Origin of the sequence: Georgenia ruanii, assembly GCF_009193175.1 — a bacterium.
Lineage (GTDB): Bacteria > Actinomycetota > Actinomycetes > Actinomycetales > Actinomycetaceae > Georgenia > Georgenia ruanii.
Map to the genome: position 1 here is coordinate 1 of NZ_VUKE01000016.1, position 21,097 is coordinate 21,097.

Sequence of the window (21,097 nt, forward strand, 5' to 3'; positions counted from 1 at the left end):
CGGCCCTCCCGGCCATGACCGCCCTGCCAGGACCGCCCTCACCGCCTCGAGCACTCACGATGTTCGCGAACCGACCCAATGACCGCGGTCAGCGCGTCGCCATGCCCTTACCGACCCACGCTCCTAGGTGCGTCCCGAAGATGACATTTCTTCGGCGAACAATTACGCTTCCGATCAACGCGATATCAGATCGCGTCCGCGGGAGCTCTCCCGGGGGAAGAGCGAGAAGAAAGACATCCCATGGCGCAGAAAGTTCAGGTCATGCTCGTCGACGACATCGACGGGGCCACGGCCGACGAGACCGTCACCTTTGCTCTCGACGGCATTTCCTACGAGATCGACCTGACCGAGGAGCACGCCAAGGCCCTGCGTGAGTCCTTCGCGGAGTGGGTCGGCCACGCGCGCCGCTCGGGCGGGCGCAAGACCCCCGCCCGCCGCGGCGGGACCGCGCGCGCGAGCGACTCCGGCGACGCGGGGAAGATCCGTGAGTGGGCCCGCGAGAACGGCTACGAGGTCTCCGAGCGCGGCCGGATCTCGGCCGAGATCCGCGAGGCCTACGACAAGGCCCACTGAGGTCATCCCGGCGGCGGCCGGCCACCCTCCCCGGAGGTGGCCGGCCGCCGTCGTGCCTGGGCGGCGCCGGGTGCCCCGGGGCCGCTGGGCGGAGGTCCCGAGGACGTCCTCGCCACCGGATGGGAGAATGACAGCCATGACCTACACGCTGGTACTGCTCCGCCACGGCGAGAGCGAGTGGAACGCCAAGAACCTCTTCACGGGCTGGGTCGACGTGCCCCTGTCCGAGAAGGGCGTCGAGGAGGCCCGTCGCGGCGGGCAGCTGCTCGTCGACGCCGGCGTCCTGCCCGACATCGTGCACACCTCGCTGCTGCGCCGCGCCATCAACACGGCGAACCTCTCCCTCGACGTCGCCGACCGGCACTGGATCCCGGTCAAGCGCGACTGGCGCCTCAACGAGCGCCACTACGGCGCGCTGCAGGGCAAGAACAAGAAGGAGATCCGCGACGAGTACGGGGAGGAGCAGTTCATGCAGTGGCGCCGCTCCTACGACGTGCCGCCGCCGGAGATCGCGCTCGGCTCGCAGTGGTCCCAGGACGCCGACCCGCGCTACGCCGGCGAGCCCATCCCGCGCAGCGAGTGCCTCAAGGACGTTCTCGAGCGTGCCCTGCCGTACTGGGACGGCGCGATCGTGCCGGACCTGAAGGCCGGCAAGACCGTCCTCGTCGCCGCCCACGGCAACTCCCTGCGCGCGATCATCAAGCACCTCGACGGCGTCTCCGACGAGGCGATCGCCGGGCTGAACGTGCCGACCGGAATACCGCTGCTCTACGAGCTCGACGAGGACCTCAAGCCCACCGTCCCCGGCGGCACGTACCTCGACCCGGAGGCCGCCAAGGCCGCCATCGCCGCGGTGGCCAACCAGGGCAAGTGATCCCGGTCGCGCCCGGCGCCGCCCGATAGCGACGGCCCCCGGTAGCGACGGCCAGGGCGCCGCGCCCCGCTCGGCAGCGACGAGCACGACACAGGGCGCCAGCCAGGCCAACGGCCCGGTGGGGCGGTCAGCAGACCGCCCCACCGGGGCCGTTCGTCGTCGGGCCGAGCGACCGGCTCAGACGTCGAAGAACACCGTCTCCCCGCCGCCGTCCGGGGTGTCCTGCAGGCGCACGTCGAAGGTGTAGACGACCTCGCCGTCGCGCTCGCCGCGCCGGGCGATGAGGGTGTCGCGGCGGACCACCCACTCGATGCTGTTCAGCAGCGGGTCGGCGGCGTTGGCCTCGGCCTCGTCGTCGAAGTAGACCCGGGTGTGCAGGCCGACGTTGATCCCGCGGGCGAAGATCAGCACGAGGATGTGCGGGGCCTGCTCGCCGCCCTTGGGGGACGGCGTGGGGCCGGGCTTGATCGTCTCGAACGTGTAGATCCCGGTGTCGAAGTCGGTGCCGGTGCGGCCGAAGCCGCGGAACGTCGGGTCGAGCGCCTTGTCCTGGGTGTCGCCCGGGTGGGCGTACTTGCCCGCGGCGTTGGCCTGCCAGATCTCCAGCAGGGCGTCGTTGACCGGCGAGCCCGAGCCGTCGAGCACCCGGCCCTCGAGCCGGATGCGCTCGCCCGCGGTCTCCGGCGTGGTCAGCACGTTGCCGAAGTTGTTCTCGAAGATATCGAACCCGGCCTGGGCCGGGGCCAGCCCGATGTGGACGTAGGGCCCGCCGGTCTGCGAGGGGGTCTCGGGGTGGCGGACCACCATCGGACGTGCCGCCATGCCGCTCATCGCTTCACCCCGTTGACGTTGTTGAAGAAGGTCGCCCGCCGCCCGCGCAGCGTGATGTCCCAGCGGAAGGTCCGCGCGTCGAACGGGACGTTGTTCGCCGGGTCCTCCTGGGCGATGAGGGTGTTGAGCAGGTCGCGCGGGGCGGTCTGGGCGATCGAGCAGCGCTCGATCATCGGGTCGCCGTCGAAGTACAGCTGGGTGACCAGGCGCTGGGCCCAGCCGTCGCCGCTGATGGCGAAGTGGATGTGGGCCGGGCGCCAGGCGTTGGTGTTGTTGAACCACGGGTACGGGCCGGGCTTGATGGTGCGGAAGTAGTAGTACCCGTTGTCGTCGGCGAGCATCCGGCCCGACCCGCCGAAGTTGGGGTCGATGGGCGCGAGGTACTGGTCCTTCTTGTGCCGGTAGCGCCCGCCGGCGTTGGCCTGCCACACCTCGACCAGGGCGCCCTTGACCGGGTTGCCGAACTCGTCGCGCACGTAGCCGTGGACGATGATGCGCTCGCCGATCGGCAGGCTGTCCTTGGAGAAGTTGAGGATGAGGTCGTTGTCCAGCTCGCCGAGCTCGCCCTGCTGGAACACCGGGCCGGTCATCTCGGAGATGGTGTTGCGGGCGACGATGAGGGCGTTGCGCGGGGCGCGCAGCACGCTCGTGCGGTACCCCGGCGTCAGCGCCTGCGGGTGGTTGTTGTGGTCGCGCTCGACGAACTCGCCGAGTGCACCGCCGGGGGGAGCGATGATCATGACTCTCCAGTCGGGTGACGGGTCGTGCGGACGGGACGACGGCGCCCCCTCGGCTGCGGCGTCGCGGCCGGTCGGCGCGGGTGGGCCGCCGCCGTGCCCGGCGGCGGGCCGGGAGGTCCGCCGCGGGATGCCGCGACTCTATAACTGAGCGGCGGTGATGTGAATTGACCAAATGCCCGATGTTTCATAACTTCGCGTCATGAACGCGTCGCCGGACGGTCTCCTGCCGGAGGACGTCCCGCCGGACGTCGCCCACCTGCTGCGTCGCCTGCGCCTGCGCCACCTGTCCTGCTTCGTCGCCGCGGCCCAGGAGGAGCACCTGGGCCGGGCGGCCGACCGCCTCGGCCTCAGCCAGCCCGCCGTCACCAAGACCCTCAACGAGCTCGAGGCGCTCGCCGGGGCGCGGCTGCTCGACCGCGGCCGCCACGGCGCCCGGCTCACCGCCGCCGGCGAGGAGTTCCTGCGCCACGCCGTCGGGGTCACCGAGGCCTTCGGCGCCGCGGCCGGCGCGCTGGCGGGGGCGGGGGCGCCGGCGGCCGTGCCGGTGCGGGTCGGCGCCCTGCCCACGGTCGCCAGCGTGCTGCTGCCCGACGCCGTGGCCCGGCTGCGGGCCCGGCACCCGGGCGCGGGCGTGCAGGTCCGTTCGGGGGCGAACCGGGGCCTGCTCGAGGCGCTGCGCGCCGCCGAGCTCGACCTCGTCATCGGGCGGATGGCCGAGCCGGCCACCATGCGCGGGCTGTCCTTCGAGCTGCTCTACGCCGAGTCGCTCGCCGTCGTCGTCCACCCCGACCACCCCCTGACCCGGCGTCCGGGCCCGGTGCCGCTGGCCGCCGTCCTCGAGCACCCGCTGGTCGTCGCGACCGCCGGGACCGTGCCGCGCCACCACACCGAAGCACTGCTGCAGCGGCAGGGGCTTCGGCTGCCGCCGGGGTGCGTGGAGACCCTGGAGGTCGCGGTGGCGCGGGCGCTGGTGCGCCGCTCCGACGCCGTGTGGTTCACCCCCGAGCGCACCCCGCAGGTCGACCTCGACGACGGCGTGCTCGTGCGCCTCGACGTCCCGGCGCGCGGGACCGCCGAGCCCGTCGGGCTGCTGCGCCGCAGCGTGGCCGAGCCCGCGCCGGTGGCCGACGACCTCGCCGCCATCCTGCGCGAGCTCGCCGCCGGCTGAGGCGGGAACGACGCCCGCCGACCAAGCAGGGACGACGCCCGCCGACCAAGCAGGGACGACGCCCGCCGGCTGCGGCACGAACCACGGAGGGCGCGCCGCGGGAAGCGGCGCGCCCTCCGTCGAACGGGAAATCAGCCCAGGCGCTCGCTCGTCTGGCCCGGCTGGTCCTGGGACATCGGCACGTGCACGGCGTTGGTCGTGTCACCGGTGACCAGGTAGGAGATGCGGCGGGCCACCGAGACGCCGTGGTCGCCGAAGCGCTCGAGGTAGCGGCCCAGCAGCACCGCGTCGACGACCTGCTGGCGGGTGAGCGACTCGTCGTCGTCGAGAAGCACCTGGAAGGACTCCCGGTGCAGGCGGTCGAGGACGTCGTCCTCCGCCTCGACCACGGCGGCCAGGCTGAGGTCGTGGGTCTTGAGCAGCTCGTAGACCTGCTCGCCCACCTTGACCGCCTGCACGCCCATCTCGGCCAGGACGTCGCGCATCCGCCCGGTCAATGCGTGCTCGGGGTAGCGGCCCCGGGCCACGTAGGCGACGTGGCGCGCCAGGTCACCCATCCGCTCGAGGGTCGCGGACAGGCGCAGGCCCGAGACGACGACGCGCAGGTCCGTGGCCACCGGCTGCTGGCGCGCGAGCAGCGAGATGCCCAGGTCGTCGATCTGCCGCTCGAGCTCGTCGATCATGTTGTCGGCGTCGATGACCTCCTCGGCCAGCTGCAGGTCCCGCTCCCGCAGGGACCGGTCCGCCTTCTCGATCGCCGTCGCGACGTGCTCCGCCATGGTGACGAGGCCCGAGGCCAGCTCCTGCATCTCCTGCTTGAAGATCTCCCGCACGACGGCTCCTCACCTCGTTCACGCAGCCCATCCGGGCCCACATACCTTGATGTCACACGTCCCGTTCGGGCGCATACCACTCTGTACCGTAGCCAAGACCGCACAGGTGTACACGCGGTGCCGCGCCGGTGAACGGCAGGCGAGCGGCCGGCGGTGGCTCGGTGAACTGGCGGGGGCGGGCCTAATCTTCGTGCGTGGACCAGATGTGGCTGCTCGCCGGCGTGGCGCTGCTCGGCGTGCTGGTGGGCGCCGTCGGGGTCCTCAGCTTCCGGCTCAGCGAGCGCGAGCAGCGCCGCGGCCCCCGCGCCGACCGCGGCGGCATCGAGGACGACGCCATCTCGGTGCTGTCCGTGCTGCCACAGAGCGTCATCGTGCTCGAGCCCGACGACGACGTCCTGCGCGCCTCCGCCTCGGCCTACGGCTTCGGCCTGGTCCGCAACGACGCCCTGGCCCACCACGAGGTGCGCGAGATGGTCGCCGGGCTGCGCCGCGACGGCATCATCCGGGACGCCGAGCTCACCCTCGCCCGCGGCCTGGAGGGCTCGGGCACGCTGCGCATGCAGGTGCGCGTGGCGCCCCTCAAGGGCGGCCGGGTGCTCGTCCTCGCCGAGGACCGCACCGCCGCCCGCCGCGTGGAGGAGATGCGCCGGGACTTCACCGCCAACGTCTCCCACGAGCTCAAGACGCCCGTCGGGGCGATCTCCCTGCTCGCCGAGACGATCGCGGACAGCGCCGACGAGCCGGACACGGTGCGCCACTTCGCCGGCCGGATGGGCAAGGAGTCGCGCCGCCTCGCCGCCCTGGTCCAGGAGATCATCGAGCTCTCCCGCCTCCAGGAGCCCGACGCCCTGGTCGAACCCGAGCTCGTCGACGTCGACGACGTCGTCGCCGAGGCGGTGGACCGGGTCCGGGTGGAGGCCCAGGCCCGCAAGGTCACCCTGGTCCTCGGCGGCGCCCAGGGGGTGAAGGTCTACGGCGACCCGGCCCTGCTCACCACCGCGGTGCGCAACCTGCTCGACAACGCCATCCGCTACGCCCCGCCGACCTCCCGGGTGTCGGTCGGCGTCTCGTGCGGGTCCGGCCAGGTGCGCGTCGCCGTCGTCGACCAGGGCCCGGGCATCCCGGAGGACCAGCGCGAGCGGGTGTTCGAGCGCTTCTACCGCCTCGACGCCGCCCGCTCGCGCGAGACCGGTGGCAGCGGGCTGGGGCTGAGCATCGTCAAGCACATCGCCAACGACCACGGCGGCCGGGTCGACGTATGGTCCACCGTGGGCAAGGGCTCGACCTTTACCCTCGTGCTGCCGGAGGCCTACGGGCCCCAGCCGCCCGCGGGCGCCCCCGACGATGACGACGCCGCGGCGCCGGCCGCGCACACGACCACGACCCCGGGCCCCCGGCCCAGCCGTGCCATGGAGGAAACGCGCTGATGACGACCATCCTGCTCGTCGAGGACGAGGAGTCCTACCGCGAGCCGCTCACGTTCAAGCTCGAGCGGGACGGCTTCGAGGTGGTGCCGGTCGCCGACGGCCTCGAGGCGCTGACGGCCTACGACCGCGGGGGGATCGACCTCGTGCTGCTCGACCTCATGCTGCCCGGGCTGTCCGGCACCGAGGTGTGCCGGCACCTGCGCCAGCGGGGCAGCGTCCCGGTCATCATGCTCACCGCGAAGGACAGCGAGATCGACAAGGTGGTCGGGCTGGAGATCGGCGCGGACGACTACGTCACCAAGCCGTACTCCTACCGCGAGCTCGTCGCCCGGGTGCACGCCGTGCTGCGCCGCGGCGGGGGCGGGGACGACCTGGGCGAGCCGGCCGTGCTCACCGTCGGGCGGGTGCGGATGGACGTCGACCGCCACGAGCTGCAGGTCGACGGCGAGACGGTGGCCATCCCGCTGCGCGAGTTCGAGCTGCTCGAGCTGTTCCTGCGCAACCCCGACCGGGTGCTCACCCGCGGCCAACTCATCGACCGCATCTGGGGCCCGAACTACGTGGGCGACACCAAGACCCTCGACGTCCACGTCAAGCGCGTGCGGGCGAAGATCGAGGAGGACCCGGCGCGCCCGGCCATGCTGCAGACGGTGCGCGGGCTCGGCTACAAGCTCGTCTCGGCGCCCTGACGGCGGCGCCGGGCGCGGCGCAGGTACGCCAGCGCGACCGGCAGGTTGACGACGACGGCGCTGACCACGCCCGGCACGTAGCCGCCGGTGAGCAGCGCTCCCGGCACGTGCGGCACGACCACGTTGACGACCATGACGACGGCGAGCACGGCCAAGGCGTCGCCGGCCCAGCGGCGCCCCGCCGTCGCCGCGCCGGCGAGCAGCCAGGCGCCGACCGTCAGCGCGGTGACGACGACGAGGAACGGGACGAGCAGGTCCGGTCCGGGCGCCACCGGGCCGACCGCGGCGCCCGAGCGCAGGAAGGGCCCCATGGTGAGGGCCTCCTCGGCGTTGTGCACGGTCAGGGCGGTCACCAGCGCCCACGCGGCGCCCGCCGGCGGGCGGGCGGAGGCCGCCGGCCGGCGCGAGGCGGCGCCGGTGCCCACGGGCCCGCAGCGGGCCCGGTCAGGCCTGGTTCTGCTGGAGGTACTTGTCGTACGGCGGGATGGTGCCGTCCAGGACCGGGACGTCGACGCTGACGACGCCGGTGTCATCGGCGCTGACCGTCGCCGGCAGCACGCCGCCCGGCGGGACGGCCACGGACGGCGTGGTGACCTTCTCGTCGGTGAAGTTGACCTCGCCCTTCGCGGGCACCTGGACCGGGACGGTGGCGCCGCCGTCGCCGATCCGCAGCGAGACGCGCATGTCCTGCGTGGAGCGGTTGACCACCGCGCCGAGCACGTGCCCGAGCTGGCCCTCGCCCTCGGTGAGCACCATGAGGTTCTCCACGCTCACGCCGTCCGCGAGCTGTACCCGCACGCCGTCGCTGGGCGCGTAGGAGTACTGCGTCGTGATCGGGTTGGTCGCCGAGCAGCCCGCCAGGACGAGCGCGGCGCCGAGCATGGCGGCGGCGATGGCGGTGCGGCGGATGGTGCGAGCCACGGGAGGTCTCCTTCGTCGATGTCCGGCGGGGCAGCCGCCGCGCGGCACTTCCCCAGGGGGGAGGTTACCGGAGGTTCTGCGCAGGTCGGCGCACTAGGTCGGCCCGCGGGGCCGCGGCGATGCCGTCCCGGCGGACCGAGGCTGTCTCTTTGCTCACGAGCCGCAGAATTACGCCATTTTTCCGTGTTAGAATGGAGCTCTTCACGACTGAGGGAGCACCTGAAAATGACCTTCGCTGTCGGCGAGACCGTTGTCTACCCGCACCACGGGGCGGCGCTGATCGAGGATATCTCCACGCGGACCATCCGCGGGGAGGAGAAGCTCTACCTGCACCTGCGCGTCGCGCAGGGTGACCTCACCATCCAGGTTCCCGCAGAGAACGTCGATCTGGTCGGCGTGCGCGACGTCGTCGGCACCGAGGGGCTCGAGAAGGTGTTCGAGGTGCTTCGCGCACCGTACACCGAGGAGCCCACCAACTGGTCCCGGCGGTACAAGGCGAACGTCGAGAAGATCGCCTCCGGCGACATCATCAAGGTCTCGGAGGTCGTGCGGGACCTGTCCCGGCGCGACACCGACCGCGGCCTGTCCGCGGGCGAGAAGCGCATGCTCGCCAAGGCCCGCCAGATCCTCGTCTCCGAGCTCGCGCTGGCGGAGAAGACCGACGAGGCCAAGGCCGAGGCCATGCTCGACGAGGTCCTCGCCTCCTGATCCTCGACGTGACGATCCGCAACGCGCGCGTGGTGACCGTGGTCGCCACGCGCGTTCTGCGTCCCGGGCCGCGATGAGCACCGCCGCCATCCTCACCGCCGCCGGGTCGGGCACCCGGCTCGGCCACGACATGCCCAAGGCGCTCGTGCAGCTGGCCGGCGTGCCGCTGGTGGTGCGCGCCGCCCGTGGCCTGGCGCTGGCCGGCTGCGTCGGCGCCGTCGTCGTGACCGTCCCTGCGGACGAGGTCCGCGGGTTCCAGGCACTTTTCGCCGGCGCCCGGGTGCCCGGTACCCGCCTGCCCGTGCGCATCGTGCCCGGCGGTGCGACCCGCCAGGCCTCCGTGGCCGCCGGGCTGGCCGCGCTGGACGACGGCGTCGACGTCGTCCTCGTCCACGACGCCGCCCGCTGCCTCACCCCGCCCGAGGTCGTCACGCGGGTGGAGGCCGCCGTGCGCGCCGGGCACCGGGCCGTGGTCCCGGCGCTGCCGGTGACCGACACGATCAAGGCCGTCGGCGCGCCGGACGGCAGCGGCGCCGCGCCGGTGACCGCCACGGTGGACCGGGCCGCCCTGCGCGCCGTGCAGACGCCCCAGGGCTTCGACCGGGCGCTGCTGGAGGCGGCGCACGCCGCCGGGGCCGCCCGGGCGTTCGACGAGGCGCGGGCCGCCTCGGACGACGCCGGCCTGGTCGAGGCGCTCGGCGAGGCGGTGTGGGTGGTCCCGGGGCACGACCGGGCCCTGAAGATCACCACCCCGCGGGACCTGGCCCTCGCGCGCGTGCTGCTCGACGGCGAGCGCTGACCGCGCCCGTCGCGCCTGCGGAGCGGCCACGGCGGCGGGTCCGGTTCGACCACCCGCCCCCCGCTACCGTGAGCCGCATGCTGCCGCGCACCGGGATCGGGACCGACGTCCATGCCTTCGCCGCCGAGGGGGAGCGGCCCATGGCCCTCGCCTGCCTCACCTGGCCCGGCGTGACGGGCCTGGCCGGGCACTCCGACGGCGACGTCGCCGCGCACGCCGCCTGCGACGCCCTCTTCGCCGCCGCCGGGCTCGGCGACCTCGGCTCCCAGTTCGGCACGACCGATCCGCGCTGGGCCGGGGCCTCGGGCGCCAGCATGCTCACCGAGGCGGCCCGCCGGGTGCGCGCGGCGGGCTACACGATCGGCAACGTCTCCGTCCAGGTCATCGGGCAGCGCCCGAAGATCGGCCCGCGCCGCGCGGAGGCCCAGGACGCCATGAGCCGCGCCCTGGGCGCCCCCGTGAGCCTGAGCGCGACCACCACGGACGGGCTCGGCTTCACCGGCCGCGGTGAGGGCCTGGCCGCGGTCGCGACGGCACTCGTGGCGCCGGTGTCCGAGGCCTGACCGGCTGGCGATATGCGGCACATCGATGAACCGGCCCCGTCGTTCTCATGTCCGAGCGCCGGACCGCCGCCGCGCGGGCCCGGCAACGCTAGGGCAGGACCTTGTACACGTCGACGGTGGTCTCCTCGGGCATGGACGTGAAGCCACCCGCGATGCCTTTTCGCATCGCGGGAAGGAGGATGTCGTCGCGGAAGCGTTCCCAGCTCTCCTGTGAGTCGTGGACGGCCATGACCGTCCACCCACCCGATGACGGGCCTGCGGCATGGAAGATCTGCCCGTCGGGGAGCTGGTCAGGGCCCGGGTGGACGGCGGCGATCGACGCCTCGTACTGCTCCTTCGTCCCACCCGGGAAGTGATGCACGATGCCGTAGGCCATGACTGTCCCCCGTCGATCCGCCCTTCCACCCCAGCCTTGGAGTGGCTCGATGGCCGGTGTCGCGGCCGACCCGCCGACGCGGCGAGAAGGGGCGTCCCGGTCACCGCGAGCAACGGTAGACCGGTGCCGGTCACGGGTGCCATCTCGCCTACCGTCCAGATCGCCCAGGGCCGGCCGTGCGGGCGCGCAGGCGGTCAGTTCGGCGCCGCCCGGCATGGGTACCTGGCGCACCAGGCCGACGCGCTCGTTTCCCCGGGCACCACCTGCCGCAGGAGGACTTACGCCGCGCCGTCCAGCGCCGTGCGGGTGCGGGTGCCCGGGCGGACGGGGAGCAGCAGCGCCAGCCCCAGCGCGAGCACGAGGACGATGCCGAGGATGCCCCAGTACTGGGTGGCGCCGCCCTGCAGGCCGGTGACCGCCGCCCCGAGCCCGAGGAACACCGAGAACGCCGCCGGCGCGAGGAAGCTCACCGCCCGCCCGGTGGTGGCGTAGAGGCCGAACACCTCGCCCTCCTTGCCCGCCGGGATCAGCCGGGCCAGGAACGTGCGCGAGGCCGACTGCGCCGGCCCGACGAAGATGCACAGGATCAGGCCGAGCACCCAGAAGGCGGTGGCGCCGGCGTCGTGCAGGACGAACACCCCGGTGCCCGCGACCACCATGGCGGCCAGCGCCAGCACGATGACGCGCTTGGGGCCCAGCCGGTCGTCCAGGGCGCCGAAGAGGATGGTGGCCACGCCGGCGACGAGGTTGGCGACGACGCCGAAGATGATCACCTGGCCGGCGCTGAAGCCGAACGTGCCCGCCGCGATGACGCCGCCGAAGGTGAACACCCCGGCCAGCCCGTCACGGAAGACGGCGCTGGCGAGCAGGAAGTACACGGTGTTGCGGTCGGTGCGCCACAGGTCGGCGACGGAGCGGAACAGCAGCCGGTAGGAGTCGATCAGCCCGGTGCGCGCGTGGCGCTCCCGCGGTCCCGGCCGGTCGCGGAGGGTGAGGATGACCGGCAGCGAGAACACCAGCGTCCACGCCGCGCAGATGAGCATGGTGACCCGCACGTCCATCCCGTCCGCGCCGGTGATGCCGAACAGGCCCACCTCGGGGCTGATCAACCCGAAGTACACGACGAGCAGCAGGACGATGCCGCCGATGTACCCCAGGCCCCAGCCCAGCCCGGAGACCCGGCCGACGTTGGCCGGCGTGGCGATCTGGTTCAGCATCGCGTTGTAGTTGACCGAGGCGAACTCGAAGAAGATGTTCCCGGCGGCGAGCAGCAGCAGGCCGAGCCACAGGAGGTCCGGCGAGGGCGCCACGAAGAACATCCCCGCCGACGCCGCCACCACCAGCAGCGTGTTGATGGCCAGCCAGAGCGTGCGCCGGCCGGAGCGGTCCGCCCGCTGCCCGCTCACCGGCGCGAAGACGGCGATGAGGAAGCCAGCCCCGGCGAGCACCCAGCCCAGCTTCGCGTCCGCCCCGGGCCCGAAGGCGTCGGAGGTGAGGTAGACGGTGAAGACGAAGGTCGTGATGACCGCGTTGAACGCGGCCGAGCCCCAGTCCCACAGCCCCCAGGCGAGGACCGGCCAGCCGAAGGCACGACGCCGCACCTCGCCGGGCGTGGCCGGGCCTCCCGCCGCTGCTACGGACGGTTCGGGGACGGAACGGTTCGTCACGACACGCAACCTAGTGGTCGAGGGCGTCCGCGGGGTGAACATCGCCTCGGTGCCCGGCGCGGCGCCGCCTCAGCCCGCCCCGGTAGCCTGGGCCCGTGACCCTGCGACTCTACGACTCCGCCACCCGGTCGGTGCGCCTCCTCGAGCCCCTCCACCCGGGCAAGGTGGGCATCTACCTGTGCGGCGCCACCGTCCAGGGCGCCCCGCACGTGGGTCACATGCGCGCCTCGATCGCGTTCGACGTGCTGGTGCGCTGGCTGCGCCGGTGCGGCTACGAGGTGACGTTCGTCCGCAACGTCACCGACATCGACGACAAGATCCTCGCCAAGTCCGCCGAGGCCGGGGTGCCGTGGTGGGCGTGGGCCTACCGCTTCGAGCAGGAGTTCACCGCCGCCTACGACGCCCTGGGGGTGCTGCGGCCCACCTACGAGCCGCGCGCCACCGGGCACGTCACCGAGATGACCGAGCTCATGGAGCGCCTCGTCGAGCGCGGCCACGCCTACCGCGGCGAGGAGGGCAACGTCTACTTCGACGTCAGGTCCCTGCCCGACTACGGCTCGCTCACCCGCCAGGCGCTGGAGAACATGACCGTCGCCGACGACGACGCCGAGCCGGACAAGCGCGACCCGCACGACTTCGCCCTGTGGAAGGCGCCCAAGCCCGGCGAGCCGGAGACGGCGTCGTGGCCCACCCCGTTCGGCCGCGGCCGGCCCGGCTGGCACCTGGAGTGCTCGGCGATGGCCCGGCGCTACCTCGGGGACACCTTCGACATCCACGGCGGCGGCATCGACCTGCGCTTCCCGCACCACGAGAACGAGCAGGCCCAGTCCCACGCCGCCGGCTACGGCTTCGCCCGCCACTGGGTGCACAACGCCTGGGTGACGGCGGGCGGGGAGAAGATGAGCAAGTCGCTCGGCAACTCCCTCGTCGTCGCCAACGCGCTCGAGCGGACCAGCGCCCCGGTGCTGCGCTACGCGCTCGGCACCGTGCACTACCGCTCCACCGTGGAGTTCTCCGACGTCACCGTCGGCGAGGCCACCGGCTCGTGGGAGCGCTTCGCCGGCTTCGTCACCCGCGCCGTCGAGCGGGTCGGGGAGGTGCCCGCCGCGGAGATCGCCGCCCAGGGCCCCGCCGAGCTCCCCGCCGCCTTCGTCGAGGCGATGGACGACGACCTCAACATCTCCGCCGCGCTCGCCGTCGTCCACGAGCACCTGCGCGCCGGCAACACCGCCCTGGCCGAGCAGGACGACGTCGCCACCCGCGACGCCCAGCTGCAGGTGCGGGCCATGCTCGACGTCCTCGGGCTCGACCCGCTGGCCGAGCCGTGGCGCACCGCCGCGGCGGGCGGGGCGGAGAGCGCCGAGCGGGAGGCGCTCGACGCCCTCGTGACCGCCGTGCTCACCGAGCGGGTCGCGGCACGCAAGAACAAGGACTGGCAGCGGGCCGACGCGCTGCGCGACCAGCTGGCCGAGGCCGGCGTCGTCGTCGAGGACGGCCCCGACGGCGCGCGCTGGCAATTGAAGGGAACGAACTGATGGCAGGCAACTCCCAGCGCCGCGGCGCCGTGCGCAAGCCGGGCTCGAAGAAGGGCATGGTCGTCGGCTCCGGCGGCCAGCGCCGGCGCGGCCTCGAGGGCCGCGGGCCCACGCCCAAGGCCGAGGACCGCGAGCACCACCCGGCCGGCAAGCGCAAGGCCGCCGCCGAGCGGCAGGCGGCCAAGACCGGCCGGCCCGTCGCGGGGCGGCGGGGCGACGGCGCCCGCGAGGCCGCCCGCAGCGAGGTGGCGACGGCGAAGGTCCGCGCCGCCCTGGGCGTCGGGCGCGATCACGAGCTCATCGCCGGGCGCAACCCGGTCACCGAGGCCGTCCGCTCGGGCATCCCGCTGGCCAAGGTCTTCCTCGCCGGCACCCTGGCCACCGACGAGCGGGTCGCCGAGGTGGTGCGCACCGCCACCGCGCTGGGCACCCCGCTCGTCGAGGTCACCCGCGGCGACCTGGACCGGCTCACCGAGGGCGCCGTCCACCAGGGCGTCGCCATCGAGGTCCCGCCCTACGCCTACCGCGACGTCGCCGACCTGCTCGCGCGCGCCGAGCGGGCCGGCCACCCGCCGCTCGTCGTCGCCCTCGACGGCGTCACCGACCCGCACAACCTCGGCGCGGTGCTGCGCAGCGCCGGGGCCTTCGGCGCCGACGGCGTCCTCGTGCCCGAGCGCCGCTCGGCCGGGGTGACGGCCGCCGCGTGGAAGGTCTCCGCCGGCGCCGCCGCCCGGGTGCCGGTGGCCCGCGCCACCAACCTCGTGCGCGCGCTGACCGAGCTCAAGGAGGCCGGCTGCTTCGTCGTCGGCCTCGACGGCGGCGGCGCGACGACGGTCGGCCAGCTCGAGCTGGCCACCGAGCCGCTCGTGCTGGTGACCGGCTCGGAGGGCAAGGGGCTGAGCCGGCTGGTGCGCGAGGCGTGCGACGTCGTGGCCTCGATCCCGATCGCCGCGTCGGTGGAGTCCCTCAACGCCGCGGTCGCCACCGGCATCGCGCTGTACGAGGTGGCGCGCCACCGCCACCAGGCCTGAGAGAAGGAGCCCGCGTGAGCAGCGAGACCTGGAACCGCACCGAGGCCGTGATCGTCGCGGCGGCCCTGGAGCCGCTGGACGTGGCGAGCCACCTGGCCGCGGCCACGGTGGTCGCCCGCCTCGAGTGGTACCCCGGCACCGAGCACCTGCTCTCGATCGCCCTGCTCACCGACGCCGCCGGCCGGGTGGCCCGCAACGTCGACGACGCGCTGGAGCAGGGCCCGGCGGCGGCCGACCTGGCCGACGCCCTGACCGCGGCCTTCGACGTCGACGTGCTCATGGAGGGCGTGCCGGCGCGGCGGGTGGCCGGGGAGGCGCCCGGCCCGGCCGGCGTGGGGGCCGCGGAGGCCGCCGGGGCCGCTGGCCCGGCCGACGCCGAGGCCGCCGCGCTGCCCGTCGTCACCGAGGAGGACGTCGACCACGACGCCCGCACCGTGGTGCTCACCCCCATGCCCGCCCACCAGGCGCCGCTGCACGCCACCCTCCTCGAGCGCACGGTCACCGTCCTCGAGCAGCCGGTGGCGGAGGAGACCCGGCGCCTGCTCGTCACCACCGGGCCCGGCCGCGAGCTCGGCGTGCTCGGCTGGGACGCCGACGCCTACCCCGTGCTGCGCCTGCAGGTCGACGCCGAGGACCGCACCGCGCTGCTGCTGCCCGGCCCCGAGGTGGACGACGACGAGCCCGAGGGCACGGCGGTGTTCAGCTGGGCCATGCAGAGCCTGTACGTCTACGGCGGCGCGACCGGCGCCGAGGCCCCGGAGGTGCGCGAGCTCGCCCACGAGCTGCTCGGCGACGGCGCGGACGCGGCGGCCTTCGCGGCCGCGGTGCCCGGCGCCGACCCCGACGCCGTCGCGGCCGCCCTGCGCCTGCGCGGCGCCGACGGGCTGGCGGCGTTCGTCGCCGCGCTCGGGCTGCCGGCGGCCGTGACGGAGGTGCTCGAGGGCCGCACGTCGCCGGCGGACCTGCCCGGCGCCGTCGTGCACGAGCCCGCCCGGCTGGACAAGGCGGCCGCGACCGCCGCGAAGATCGCCTTCGAGTCCAGCGTGCCCGGCCGGGCCGTGCGCGAGCCGGCCGTGCAGCGGCGGCTGCTGCGCGGGGCGGTGGCCGCGGTGGGGGCGCTGGCCGCGGGGGCGGCGCTGTCCGCCGTCGTGCGCCGCACCCGGCGGTAGGTCAGGGCGTCAGGCGTCCGTGGCCTCGTCCGCGATGCCGCCGTGGTGGAGGAAGGCCCGCTCGTCGGGCCGGTGGCGCAGCACCGTGTCGGTGTAGGAGCGCACCGCCTCGGCCACGGGCACGTCGCGGCGTTGCTGCTGGGAGATGAACCAGCGGTGCTCGAGCACCTCGTGGAAGATCTCCGCCGGCTCGAGCTTGCCGCGCAGCTCGCGGGGCACGGCCTTGACCGTGGGGGTGAAGACCTCGTCGAGCCAGTCGTGGGCGACCATCGTGAGGTCGTCGTTCTGCCGGTCCCGGGCCGCGCGGTAGGAGTCGAGGTCGTTGAGCATCCGGCGGGCCTGGTTCTCCTGGACGTCCAGGCCGGTCAGGCGCATGAGCTGGCGGTGGAAGTGGCCCGCGTCGACCACCTTGGGCTGGATGCTCACCGTGGTGCCGTCGATGTCGGTGGTGATGGTCAGCTCGCCGACGTCGAAGCCCAGCTCGTTGAGCCGGTCGATGCGCGCCTCCACCCGCCACCGCTCGCCGGCCTCGAAGGACTCCTGGGCGGTGAGCTCGGCCCACAGCGACTCGTAGCGCTCGACGATCTGGTTGCCGACGTCGATGACGTCGACGTCCTCCTCCAGCGCCTCGCCGGCCTGGAGGTCCATGAGCTCGCCGATGATGTTGGTGCGGGCCAGGTCGACGTCGTAGTTGCGCTGCCCGTCGGTGAGCTGCGGGTGCAGCTCGCCGGTCTCGGCGTCGACGAGGTAGGCCGCGAAGGCGCCGGCGTCGCGGCGGAAGAGGGTGTTCGACAGCGACACGTCGCCCCAGTAGAAGCCCAGCAGGTGCAGCCGCACGAGCAGCACCGACAGGGCGTCGATGAGCCGGCCCGCCGTCTGGGGGCTGACGTACTGGCTGAACAGGGCGCGGTAGGGCAGGGAGTACTGCAGGTGCTCGGTGACCAGCGCGGAGTTGAGCGGCTCGCCGGTGGGGCTGGTGCGGCCGGTGATGACGGCCAGCGGCTGCACGGCCGGGGCCTGCAGCCGGCCCAGCGCCCGGAGCTGTTCGTACTCGTGGTAGGCCACCGTCTCGCCGATCTCCTTGACGGCGATGACCCGGCCCGAGAGCCTGACGAAGCGCACGACGTGCCGGGAGATGCCGCGCGGCAGGGCGGCGAGGACGTCGGCGGGCCACTCCTCGAGCGGGACCTCCCACGGCAGGTCCAGCAGCGCCGGGTCCACCCGCGCGGCGGTGATCTGGAGCTGCTGTGCCATGGGGCCATTCTTCCAACCGGGGACGACAGTGCCGGGCGCGGCGGTCGCCGGCGGACCTGTGAGGTTCGTCCGAATCACCGCGGGCGGCGAGAGGTCCACTGTGGCACGAGACGCCGACTCCTGCCGGGGCGCCCGCCCGCCGCCGCCGGGGGCGACCGCTCCCGCACCCCGGGGACGCGAACGGGGCGGGCCGAAACCGGCCCGCCCCGCTCCGGCCGACGGCCGGGGTCAGCGCGTCACTGCGGCAGGCGCTCGCCGGTCGCGGAGGAGAACACGTGCTGCTCGCCCTCGCGGATGCGCACGTGGATGGTCTCGCCCTTGTCGGGCACGTTGCGCGGGTCGATGCGGACGATGACCTGGTCGGAGTCCTCGCCGGAGCCCAGGTGCTCGGCCAGCTCGCGGGAGCCGGAGAGCTCGCCGTAGACGTAGGCGTCCGAGCCGAGCTCCTCGACGAGGTTGACCCTCACCGGGATGGTGCCCGGCCCACCCGTGGGGACGCGGTCGAGGGACTCCGGCCGGAAGCCCAGGATGACCTTGCCGTTGTCCGCGGCGTCCAGCGCGTCGACCGTCGCCCGGGTCAGCGGCACCCGCGCCTCGCCGAGCACGGCCTCGCCGTTCTCCACCCGGAAGTCGCCCAGGTTCATGGCGGGGGAGCCGATGAAGCCGGCGACGAAGACGTTGGCCGGGGTGTCGTACATCTCCCGGGGGGTGCCCACCTGCTGCAGCAGGCCGTCCTTGAGCACCGCGATGCGGTCGCCCATGGTTAGCGCCTCGGTCTGGTCGTGGGTGACGTAGACCGTCGTCACGCCCAGGCGCCGCTGCAGCGAGGCGATCTGCGTGCGGGTCTGCACGCGCAGCTTCGCGTCGAGGTTCGACAGCGGCTCGTCCATGAGGAACACCCGCGGCTGGCGCACGATCGCCCGGCCCATGGCCACGCGCTGGCGCTGGCCGCCGGAGAGCGCCTTGGGCTTGCGGTCGAGGTACTCGGTCAGGTCGAGGATCCGGGCGGCCTCCTTGACCCGGGTCTCGATCTCGGCCTTGGGGGTGCCGGCGATCTTCAGGGCGAAGCCCATGTTGTCGGCCACCGACATGTGCGGGTAGAGCGCGTAGTTCTGGAAGACCATGGCGATGTCGCGGTCCTTGGGCTGGACGTCGGTGACGTCGCGGTCGCCGATGTAGATCCGGCCCGAGTTGACGTCCTCCAGACCGGCGAGCATCCGCAGCGAGGTGGACTTCCCGCAGCCGGACGGGCCGACCAGGACGAGGAACTCGCCGTCGGCGATCTCGAGGTCGAGGGCGTCCACCGCGGGACGCTCGGAACCGGGGTAGACCCGGGTGGCTTTGTCGAAGGTGACTGAGGCCATGGTGATGTCTCTCCTCCACCGGCAGGTACGTGCCGGACGATCCGTTGTGAAGGTGTCAGGTCGTGTCCGCTCTGACACAGCAGTGTCGCGGCACCTGGCCGCGACACCCGCCGTCGCTATCGTCGCACACGGAGGTTACGCGGAGGTGTCCAACGGCCCACCGCGCAGCGTGACCAGGCGCATGAGGACGGCGGAGAACTCCTCCGGGTCGGTCACCCGGTAGGCCGCGCCGGTCTCCCCGGGGCCGACCTTGATGCCCACGTCGCCCTCGCCGAGGACGGCGAAGGCGTCCTCGTCGGTGGTGTCGTCGCCGGCGTACAGGACGGCGTCCGCGCCGAGCTCGGTGCGCAGCTGGACCAGGGCGTCGCCCTTGGTCACGCTGAGCACCGACATCTCCACGACCTCCTTGCCCACGATGACGTGGACGTCGGGGTGGGTCGCGGGCCCGTCGAGCGCGGCCTGGGTGAGCCGCTCGGCGTCGGGGCGGGCGGCGGCGCGGGTGTGCAGCACGGCGGCGGCCGGCTTGACCTCGACGTGGGCGCCGGGGACGCCGTCGACGATCGCCTCGGTCTCCCGCACCAGGCGGGCGAGCAGCGCGGTCTGCCCCTCGGTGAGGGCGACCGGGTCGGCGCGCAGCTCGCGCCCGCGGGGGCCGGCGACGACGGTGCCCCACTGGGCGCCGTGGCTGCCGATGATGCGCGTGCCGGCGGGGACGTCGGCGAGGGCGGTGAGGGTGGCGGCCTCGCGGCCGGAGACGACGGCGACCGTCACCCCGGGCAGGCCGGTGAGGTCCTGGATCGCCGCGGCGGACTCGGGCAGCACCTGGGAGGTGGAGGGGTCGAGCACGAGCGGGGCCAGGACGCCGTCGAAGTCCAGCCCCACGAGGATCGTCGGGGCGGCGGCGAGGTCGCGCACGGCGGAGTCCAGGATCTCCTCGAGGTGGGCGGTGAACAGCGGGGCGACCACCCCGGGGCCGGGCACGCCGGGGTCCTCGGCGCCCACCTCCGCGGCGCCCGCCCCGCGGGCCTCCGCGTCGGTGTCGGCCAGATCGGCGGCGTCGTCGGGGGTGGTGTCGTCGGTGCTCATACGCTCTCTCGCTCGCTGGGGACGGACATGGCGAGGTAGCCGAGGAAGTCGTCGGCCCACCGCTGGACGTCGTGCTGCATGACCCGGCGGCGCATGCTGCGCATCCGCCGTCGACCCTCCCGCGCGTCCATGGTGATCGCCCGCATGATGGTGGCCTTGGTGCCCGCGATGTCGTGCGGGTTGATCTGCAGCGCCTGCCCGAGCTCGTCCGCGGCGCCGGTGAACTCGCTGAGCACCAGGGCGCCGCCGAGGTCGGAGCGGGCCGCGACGTACTCCTTGGCGACGAGGTTCATCCCGTCGCGCAGGGAGGTGACCAGCATGACGTCGGCGGCCAGGTACAGCGCCGCCATCTCGGTGGCCGGGTAGGAGTGGTGCATGTAGTGCACGGCGGCGCGGCCGAGGGTGCCGAAGTCGCCGTTGATGCGCCCGACGGTCACCTCCACCTCGTCGCGCAGCAGCTGGTACTGCTCGACGCGCTCCCGCGACGGGCTGGCCACCTGCACCAGCGTGGCCTCCGGGACGCGCAGCTGGCCGTCCTCGAGGAGCTCGCCGAAGGCCTTGAGGCGGTGGCGGATGCCCTTGGTGTAGTCGAGCCGGTCCACCCCCAGGAGCAGGATCTCCGGGCTGCCGAGCTCCTTGCGGATCTGCTTGGCGCGGGCGATGACGTCCGGGGTGCGGGCGAGCTCGTCGAAGGCGGCGGAGTCGATGGAGATGGGGAACGCCTGGGCGCGCACCTGCCGGTCCGGGCGCGACCAGTGGCCGGGCATGGTCACCTGCGGGCCGCGGACCTGCAGGTCGGTGAGGCGGCGCACCGCGCGCAGGAAGTTCGAGGCGTCCCCGGGGCGCTGGAAGCCCACCAGGTCCGCGCCGAGCAGCCCGTCGACGACCTGCCGGCGCCAGGGCAGCTGGGCGAAGATCTCCACCGGCGGGAACGGGATGTGGTTGAAGAACCCGATCTTGACGTCCGGGCGCAGCAGCCGGAGCACGGAGGGCACCAGCTGCAGCTGGTAGTCGTGGACCCACACCGTCCCGCCCGGGGCCACCGCCTCCGCGGCGGCCGCGGCGAAGCGGCGGTTGACCGCCACGTAGGCGTTCCACCAGTTGCGGTGGAACTCCGGCGGGACGATCACGTCGTGGTAGAGCGGCCACAGGGTGCCGTTGGAGAAGCCCTCGTAGTAGTCGGCGATCTCCTGGGCGCTGAGGGTCACCGGCGTCACGTGGATGCCCTCGGCGTCGAAGGGGTCGTGCTCGAGGCCCGCCTTGCCGGACCAGCCCACCCAGGCGCCGCCGTTCTTCTGCATGATGGGCGCCAGGGCGGTGACCAGGCCGCCGGGGGAGCGCTCCCAGCTCAGCGACCCGTCATCCTCGACCGTCATGTCGACGGGCAGGCGGTTGGCGACGACGACGAACTCATACTCTCCGGCAGGCATGGGGCTGTCAGCTCCTTCTGTGATCCGCTCGCCACGCTACCGGCGGCCGCGCGGGGTCG

Annotated in this window: 22 protein-coding genes; 11 read left to right on the forward strand and 11 right to left on the reverse strand. The window is 73.7% G+C overall.

Annotated features, from left to right (window positions below):
- The first annotated feature begins 240 nt into the window (after positions 1-240).
- Both GD880_RS14925 and GD880_RS14930 read left to right on the forward strand, forming a co-directional pair.
- The gene (locus GD880_RS14925; protein ID WP_152232416.1) at positions 241-573 is read left to right on the forward strand and encodes a histone-like nucleoid-structuring protein Lsr2; all 333 of its coding nucleotides are present in this window, start codon (positions 241-243) and stop codon (positions 571-573) included.
- A gap of 136 nt (positions 574-709) precedes the next feature.
- On the forward strand, positions 710-1,447 hold the full coding sequence (locus tag GD880_RS14930; RefSeq protein ID WP_152232417.1) for a phosphoglyceromutase: 738 nt from the start codon (positions 710-712) through the stop codon (positions 1,445-1,447).
- 177 nt (positions 1,448-1,624) lie between these two features.
- Here the strand turns inward: GD880_RS14930 and pcaG are convergent, their stop codons facing one another.
- The gene (gene pcaG, locus GD880_RS14935; protein WP_226909702.1) at positions 1,625-2,269 is read right to left on the reverse strand and encodes a protocatechuate 3,4-dioxygenase subunit alpha; all 645 of its coding nucleotides are present in this window, start codon (positions 2,267-2,269) and stop codon (positions 1,625-1,627) included.
- Positions 2,270-2,274: 5 nt separating this feature from the next.
- Positions 2,275-3,018, reverse strand: a complete 744-nt coding sequence (gene pcaH / locus GD880_RS14940; protein WP_152232419.1) for a protocatechuate 3,4-dioxygenase subunit beta — start codon at positions 3,016-3,018, stop codon at positions 2,275-2,277.
- Positions 3,019-3,217: 199 nt separating this feature from the next.
- On the opposite strand from pcaH, the gene GD880_RS14945 reads away from it, so the two are divergent.
- Positions 3,218-4,186 (forward strand): LysR substrate-binding domain-containing protein, encoded by a 969-nt coding sequence (locus GD880_RS14945; RefSeq protein ID WP_152232420.1) that lies wholly within the window; start codon positions 3,218-3,220, stop codon positions 4,184-4,186.
- Between the two features lie 131 nt (positions 4,187-4,317).
- Here GD880_RS14945 and phoU read toward each other — a convergent pair whose 3' ends face one another.
- Positions 4,318-5,019 carry a phosphate signaling complex protein PhoU gene (gene phoU, locus GD880_RS14950; RefSeq protein WP_152232421.1) on the reverse strand — a complete coding sequence of 234 codons (702 nt, stop codon included), beginning with the start codon at positions 5,017-5,019 and terminating at the stop codon, positions 4,318-4,320.
- 203 nt (positions 5,020-5,222) lie between these two features.
- Between phoU and GD880_RS14955 the strand changes: the two genes are divergently transcribed.
- Positions 5,223-6,446: a sensor histidine kinase gene (locus GD880_RS14955; RefSeq protein WP_152232521.1), complete on the forward strand. Its 1,224-nt coding sequence runs from the start codon at positions 5,223-5,225 to the stop codon at positions 6,444-6,446.
- The gene (locus GD880_RS14960; RefSeq protein WP_152232422.1) at positions 6,446-7,135 is read left to right on the forward strand and encodes a response regulator transcription factor; all 690 of its coding nucleotides are present in this window, start codon (positions 6,446-6,448) and stop codon (positions 7,133-7,135) included. The genes GD880_RS14955 and GD880_RS14960 overlap by 1 nt, the downstream gene beginning before the upstream one ends.
- Here GD880_RS14960 and GD880_RS14965 read toward each other — a convergent pair.
- Together GD880_RS14965 and GD880_RS14970 are read right to left on the reverse strand one after the other, a co-directional pair.
- The gene (locus GD880_RS14965; protein WP_193314547.1) at positions 7,111-7,560 is read right to left on the reverse strand and encodes an HXXEE domain-containing protein; all 450 of its coding nucleotides are present in this window, start codon (positions 7,558-7,560) and stop codon (positions 7,111-7,113) included. The two genes, GD880_RS14960 and GD880_RS14965, sit on opposite strands and share 25 nt — an antisense overlap.
- Positions 7,561-7,579: 19 nt before the next feature.
- Positions 7,580-8,056, reverse strand: coding sequence for a hypothetical protein (locus GD880_RS14970; protein WP_152232424.1), 477 nt, complete (start codon positions 8,054-8,056; stop codon positions 7,580-7,582).
- A gap of 225 nt (positions 8,057-8,281) precedes the next feature.
- On the opposite strand from GD880_RS14970, the gene GD880_RS14975 reads away from it, so the two are divergent.
- From GD880_RS14975 to ispF, 3 genes are all read left to right on the forward strand, one after another.
- Complete coding sequence (locus GD880_RS14975) at positions 8,282-8,764, forward strand: CarD family transcriptional regulator (RefSeq protein WP_152203991.1); 483 nt, start codon at positions 8,282-8,284, stop codon at positions 8,762-8,764.
- 73 nt (positions 8,765-8,837) lie between these two features.
- Positions 8,838-9,563 carry a 2-C-methyl-D-erythritol 4-phosphate cytidylyltransferase gene (ispD, locus tag GD880_RS14980; protein WP_152232425.1) on the forward strand — a complete coding sequence of 242 codons (726 nt, stop codon included), beginning with the start codon at positions 8,838-8,840 and terminating at the stop codon, positions 9,561-9,563.
- Positions 9,564-9,640: 77 nt separating this feature from the next.
- A complete protein-coding gene (gene ispF / locus GD880_RS14985; RefSeq protein ID WP_152232426.1) occupies positions 9,641-10,126 on the forward strand; it encodes a 2-C-methyl-D-erythritol 2,4-cyclodiphosphate synthase in 486 nt (161 codons plus the stop codon).
- 88 nt (positions 10,127-10,214) lie between these two features.
- Here the strand turns inward: ispF and GD880_RS14990 are convergent, their stop codons facing one another.
- Both GD880_RS14990 and GD880_RS14995 read right to left on the reverse strand, forming a co-directional pair.
- Positions 10,215-10,502, reverse strand: a complete 288-nt coding sequence (locus GD880_RS14990; protein ID WP_152232427.1) for a hypothetical protein — start codon at positions 10,500-10,502, stop codon at positions 10,215-10,217.
- A 278-nt stretch (positions 10,503-10,780) separates the two neighbouring features.
- Positions 10,781-12,211 carry an MFS transporter gene (locus tag GD880_RS14995; RefSeq protein WP_152232428.1) on the reverse strand — a complete coding sequence of 477 codons (1,431 nt, stop codon included), beginning with the start codon at positions 12,209-12,211 and terminating at the stop codon, positions 10,781-10,783.
- Between the two features lie 53 nt (positions 12,212-12,264).
- Here GD880_RS14995 and cysS point away from each other — a divergent pair, with 53 nt between their 5' ends.
- The 3 genes from cysS to GD880_RS15010 are packed head-to-tail and all read left to right on the forward strand — an operon-like array spanning position 12,265 to position 15,904.
- Positions 12,265-13,704, forward strand: coding sequence for a cysteine--tRNA ligase (cysS, locus tag GD880_RS15000; RefSeq protein WP_152232429.1), 1,440 nt, complete (start codon positions 12,265-12,267; stop codon positions 13,702-13,704).
- Positions 13,704-14,735, forward strand: coding sequence for a 23S rRNA (guanosine(2251)-2'-O)-methyltransferase RlmB (rlmB, locus tag GD880_RS15005; protein WP_152232430.1), 1,032 nt, complete (start codon positions 13,704-13,706; stop codon positions 14,733-14,735). Before cysS ends, rlmB begins: the two co-directional genes overlap by 1 nt.
- Positions 14,736-14,749: 14 nt before the next feature.
- Entirely contained in the window at positions 14,750-15,904 is a 1,155-nt protein-coding gene (locus GD880_RS15010) for a hypothetical protein (RefSeq protein ID WP_152232431.1), read from the forward strand.
- A 9-nt stretch (positions 15,905-15,913) separates the two neighbouring features.
- Here GD880_RS15010 and GD880_RS15015 read toward each other — a convergent pair whose 3' ends face one another.
- From GD880_RS15015 to GD880_RS15030, 4 genes are all read right to left on the reverse strand, one after another.
- Positions 15,914-17,158 carry a DUF4032 domain-containing protein gene (locus tag GD880_RS15015; RefSeq protein ID WP_152232432.1) on the reverse strand — a complete coding sequence of 415 codons (1,245 nt, stop codon included), beginning with the start codon at positions 17,156-17,158 and terminating at the stop codon, positions 15,914-15,916.
- A gap of 236 nt (positions 17,159-17,394) precedes the next feature.
- Positions 17,395-18,522: an ABC transporter ATP-binding protein gene (locus tag GD880_RS15020; RefSeq protein WP_152232433.1), complete on the reverse strand. Its 1,128-nt coding sequence runs from the start codon at positions 18,520-18,522 to the stop codon at positions 17,395-17,397.
- Positions 18,523-18,657: 135 nt separating this feature from the next.
- Positions 18,658-19,608 (reverse strand): trehalose-phosphatase, encoded by a 951-nt coding sequence (otsB, locus tag GD880_RS15025; RefSeq protein WP_152232434.1) that lies wholly within the window; start codon positions 19,606-19,608, stop codon positions 18,658-18,660.
- The gene (locus GD880_RS15030; protein WP_152232435.1) at positions 19,605-21,038 is read right to left on the reverse strand and encodes an alpha,alpha-trehalose-phosphate synthase (UDP-forming); all 1,434 of its coding nucleotides are present in this window, start codon (positions 21,036-21,038) and stop codon (positions 19,605-19,607) included. The genes otsB and GD880_RS15030 overlap by 4 nt, the downstream gene beginning before the upstream one ends.
- Positions 21,039-21,097 lie beyond the last annotated feature (59 nt).

Coding starts and splice junctions, on each gene's coding strand:
- GD880_RS15015 (WP_152232432.1), bottom strand. CDS start 17,158: ATGGCACAGCAGCTCCAGATCACCGCCGCGCGGGTGGACCCGGCGCTG.
- ispF (WP_152232426.1), top strand. CDS start 9,641: ATGCTGCCGCGCACCGGGATCGGGACCGACGTCCATGCCTTCGCCGCC.
- GD880_RS14995 (WP_152232428.1), bottom strand. CDS start 12,211: ATGTTCACCCCGCGGACGCCCTCGACCACTAGGTTGCGTGTCGTGACG.
- GD880_RS15030 (WP_152232435.1), bottom strand. CDS start 21,038: ATGCCTGCCGGAGAGTATGAGTTCGTCGTCGTCGCCAACCGCCTGCCC.
- rlmB (WP_152232430.1), top strand. CDS start 13,704: ATGGCAGGCAACTCCCAGCGCCGCGGCGCCGTGCGCAAGCCGGGCTCG.
- GD880_RS14960 (WP_152232422.1), top strand. CDS start 6,446: ATGACGACCATCCTGCTCGTCGAGGACGAGGAGTCCTACCGCGAGCCG.
- GD880_RS14945 (WP_152232420.1), top strand. CDS start 3,218: ATGAACGCGTCGCCGGACGGTCTCCTGCCGGAGGACGTCCCGCCGGAC.
- GD880_RS14955 (WP_152232521.1), top strand. CDS start 5,223: ATGTGGCTGCTCGCCGGCGTGGCGCTGCTCGGCGTGCTGGTGGGCGCC.
- GD880_RS14925 (WP_152232416.1), top strand. CDS start 241: ATGGCGCAGAAAGTTCAGGTCATGCTCGTCGACGACATCGACGGGGCC.
- pcaG (WP_226909702.1), bottom strand. CDS start 2,269: ATGGCGGCACGTCCGATGGTGGTCCGCCACCCCGAGACCCCCTCGCAG.
- otsB (WP_152232434.1), bottom strand. CDS start 19,608: ATGAGCACCGACGACACCACCCCCGACGACGCCGCCGATCTGGCCGAC.
- GD880_RS14990 (WP_152232427.1), bottom strand. CDS start 10,502: ATGGCCTACGGCATCGTGCATCACTTCCCGGGTGGGACGAAGGAGCAG.
- pcaH (WP_152232419.1), bottom strand. CDS start 3,018: ATGATCATCGCTCCCCCCGGCGGTGCACTCGGCGAGTTCGTCGAGCGC.
- GD880_RS14930 (WP_152232417.1), top strand. CDS start 710: ATGACCTACACGCTGGTACTGCTCCGCCACGGCGAGAGCGAGTGGAAC.
- GD880_RS15020 (WP_152232433.1), bottom strand. CDS start 18,522: ATGGCCTCAGTCACCTTCGACAAAGCCACCCGGGTCTACCCCGGTTCC.
- ispD (WP_152232425.1), top strand. CDS start 8,838: ATGAGCACCGCCGCCATCCTCACCGCCGCCGGGTCGGGCACCCGGCTC.
- GD880_RS14975 (WP_152203991.1), top strand. CDS start 8,282: ATGACCTTCGCTGTCGGCGAGACCGTTGTCTACCCGCACCACGGGGCG.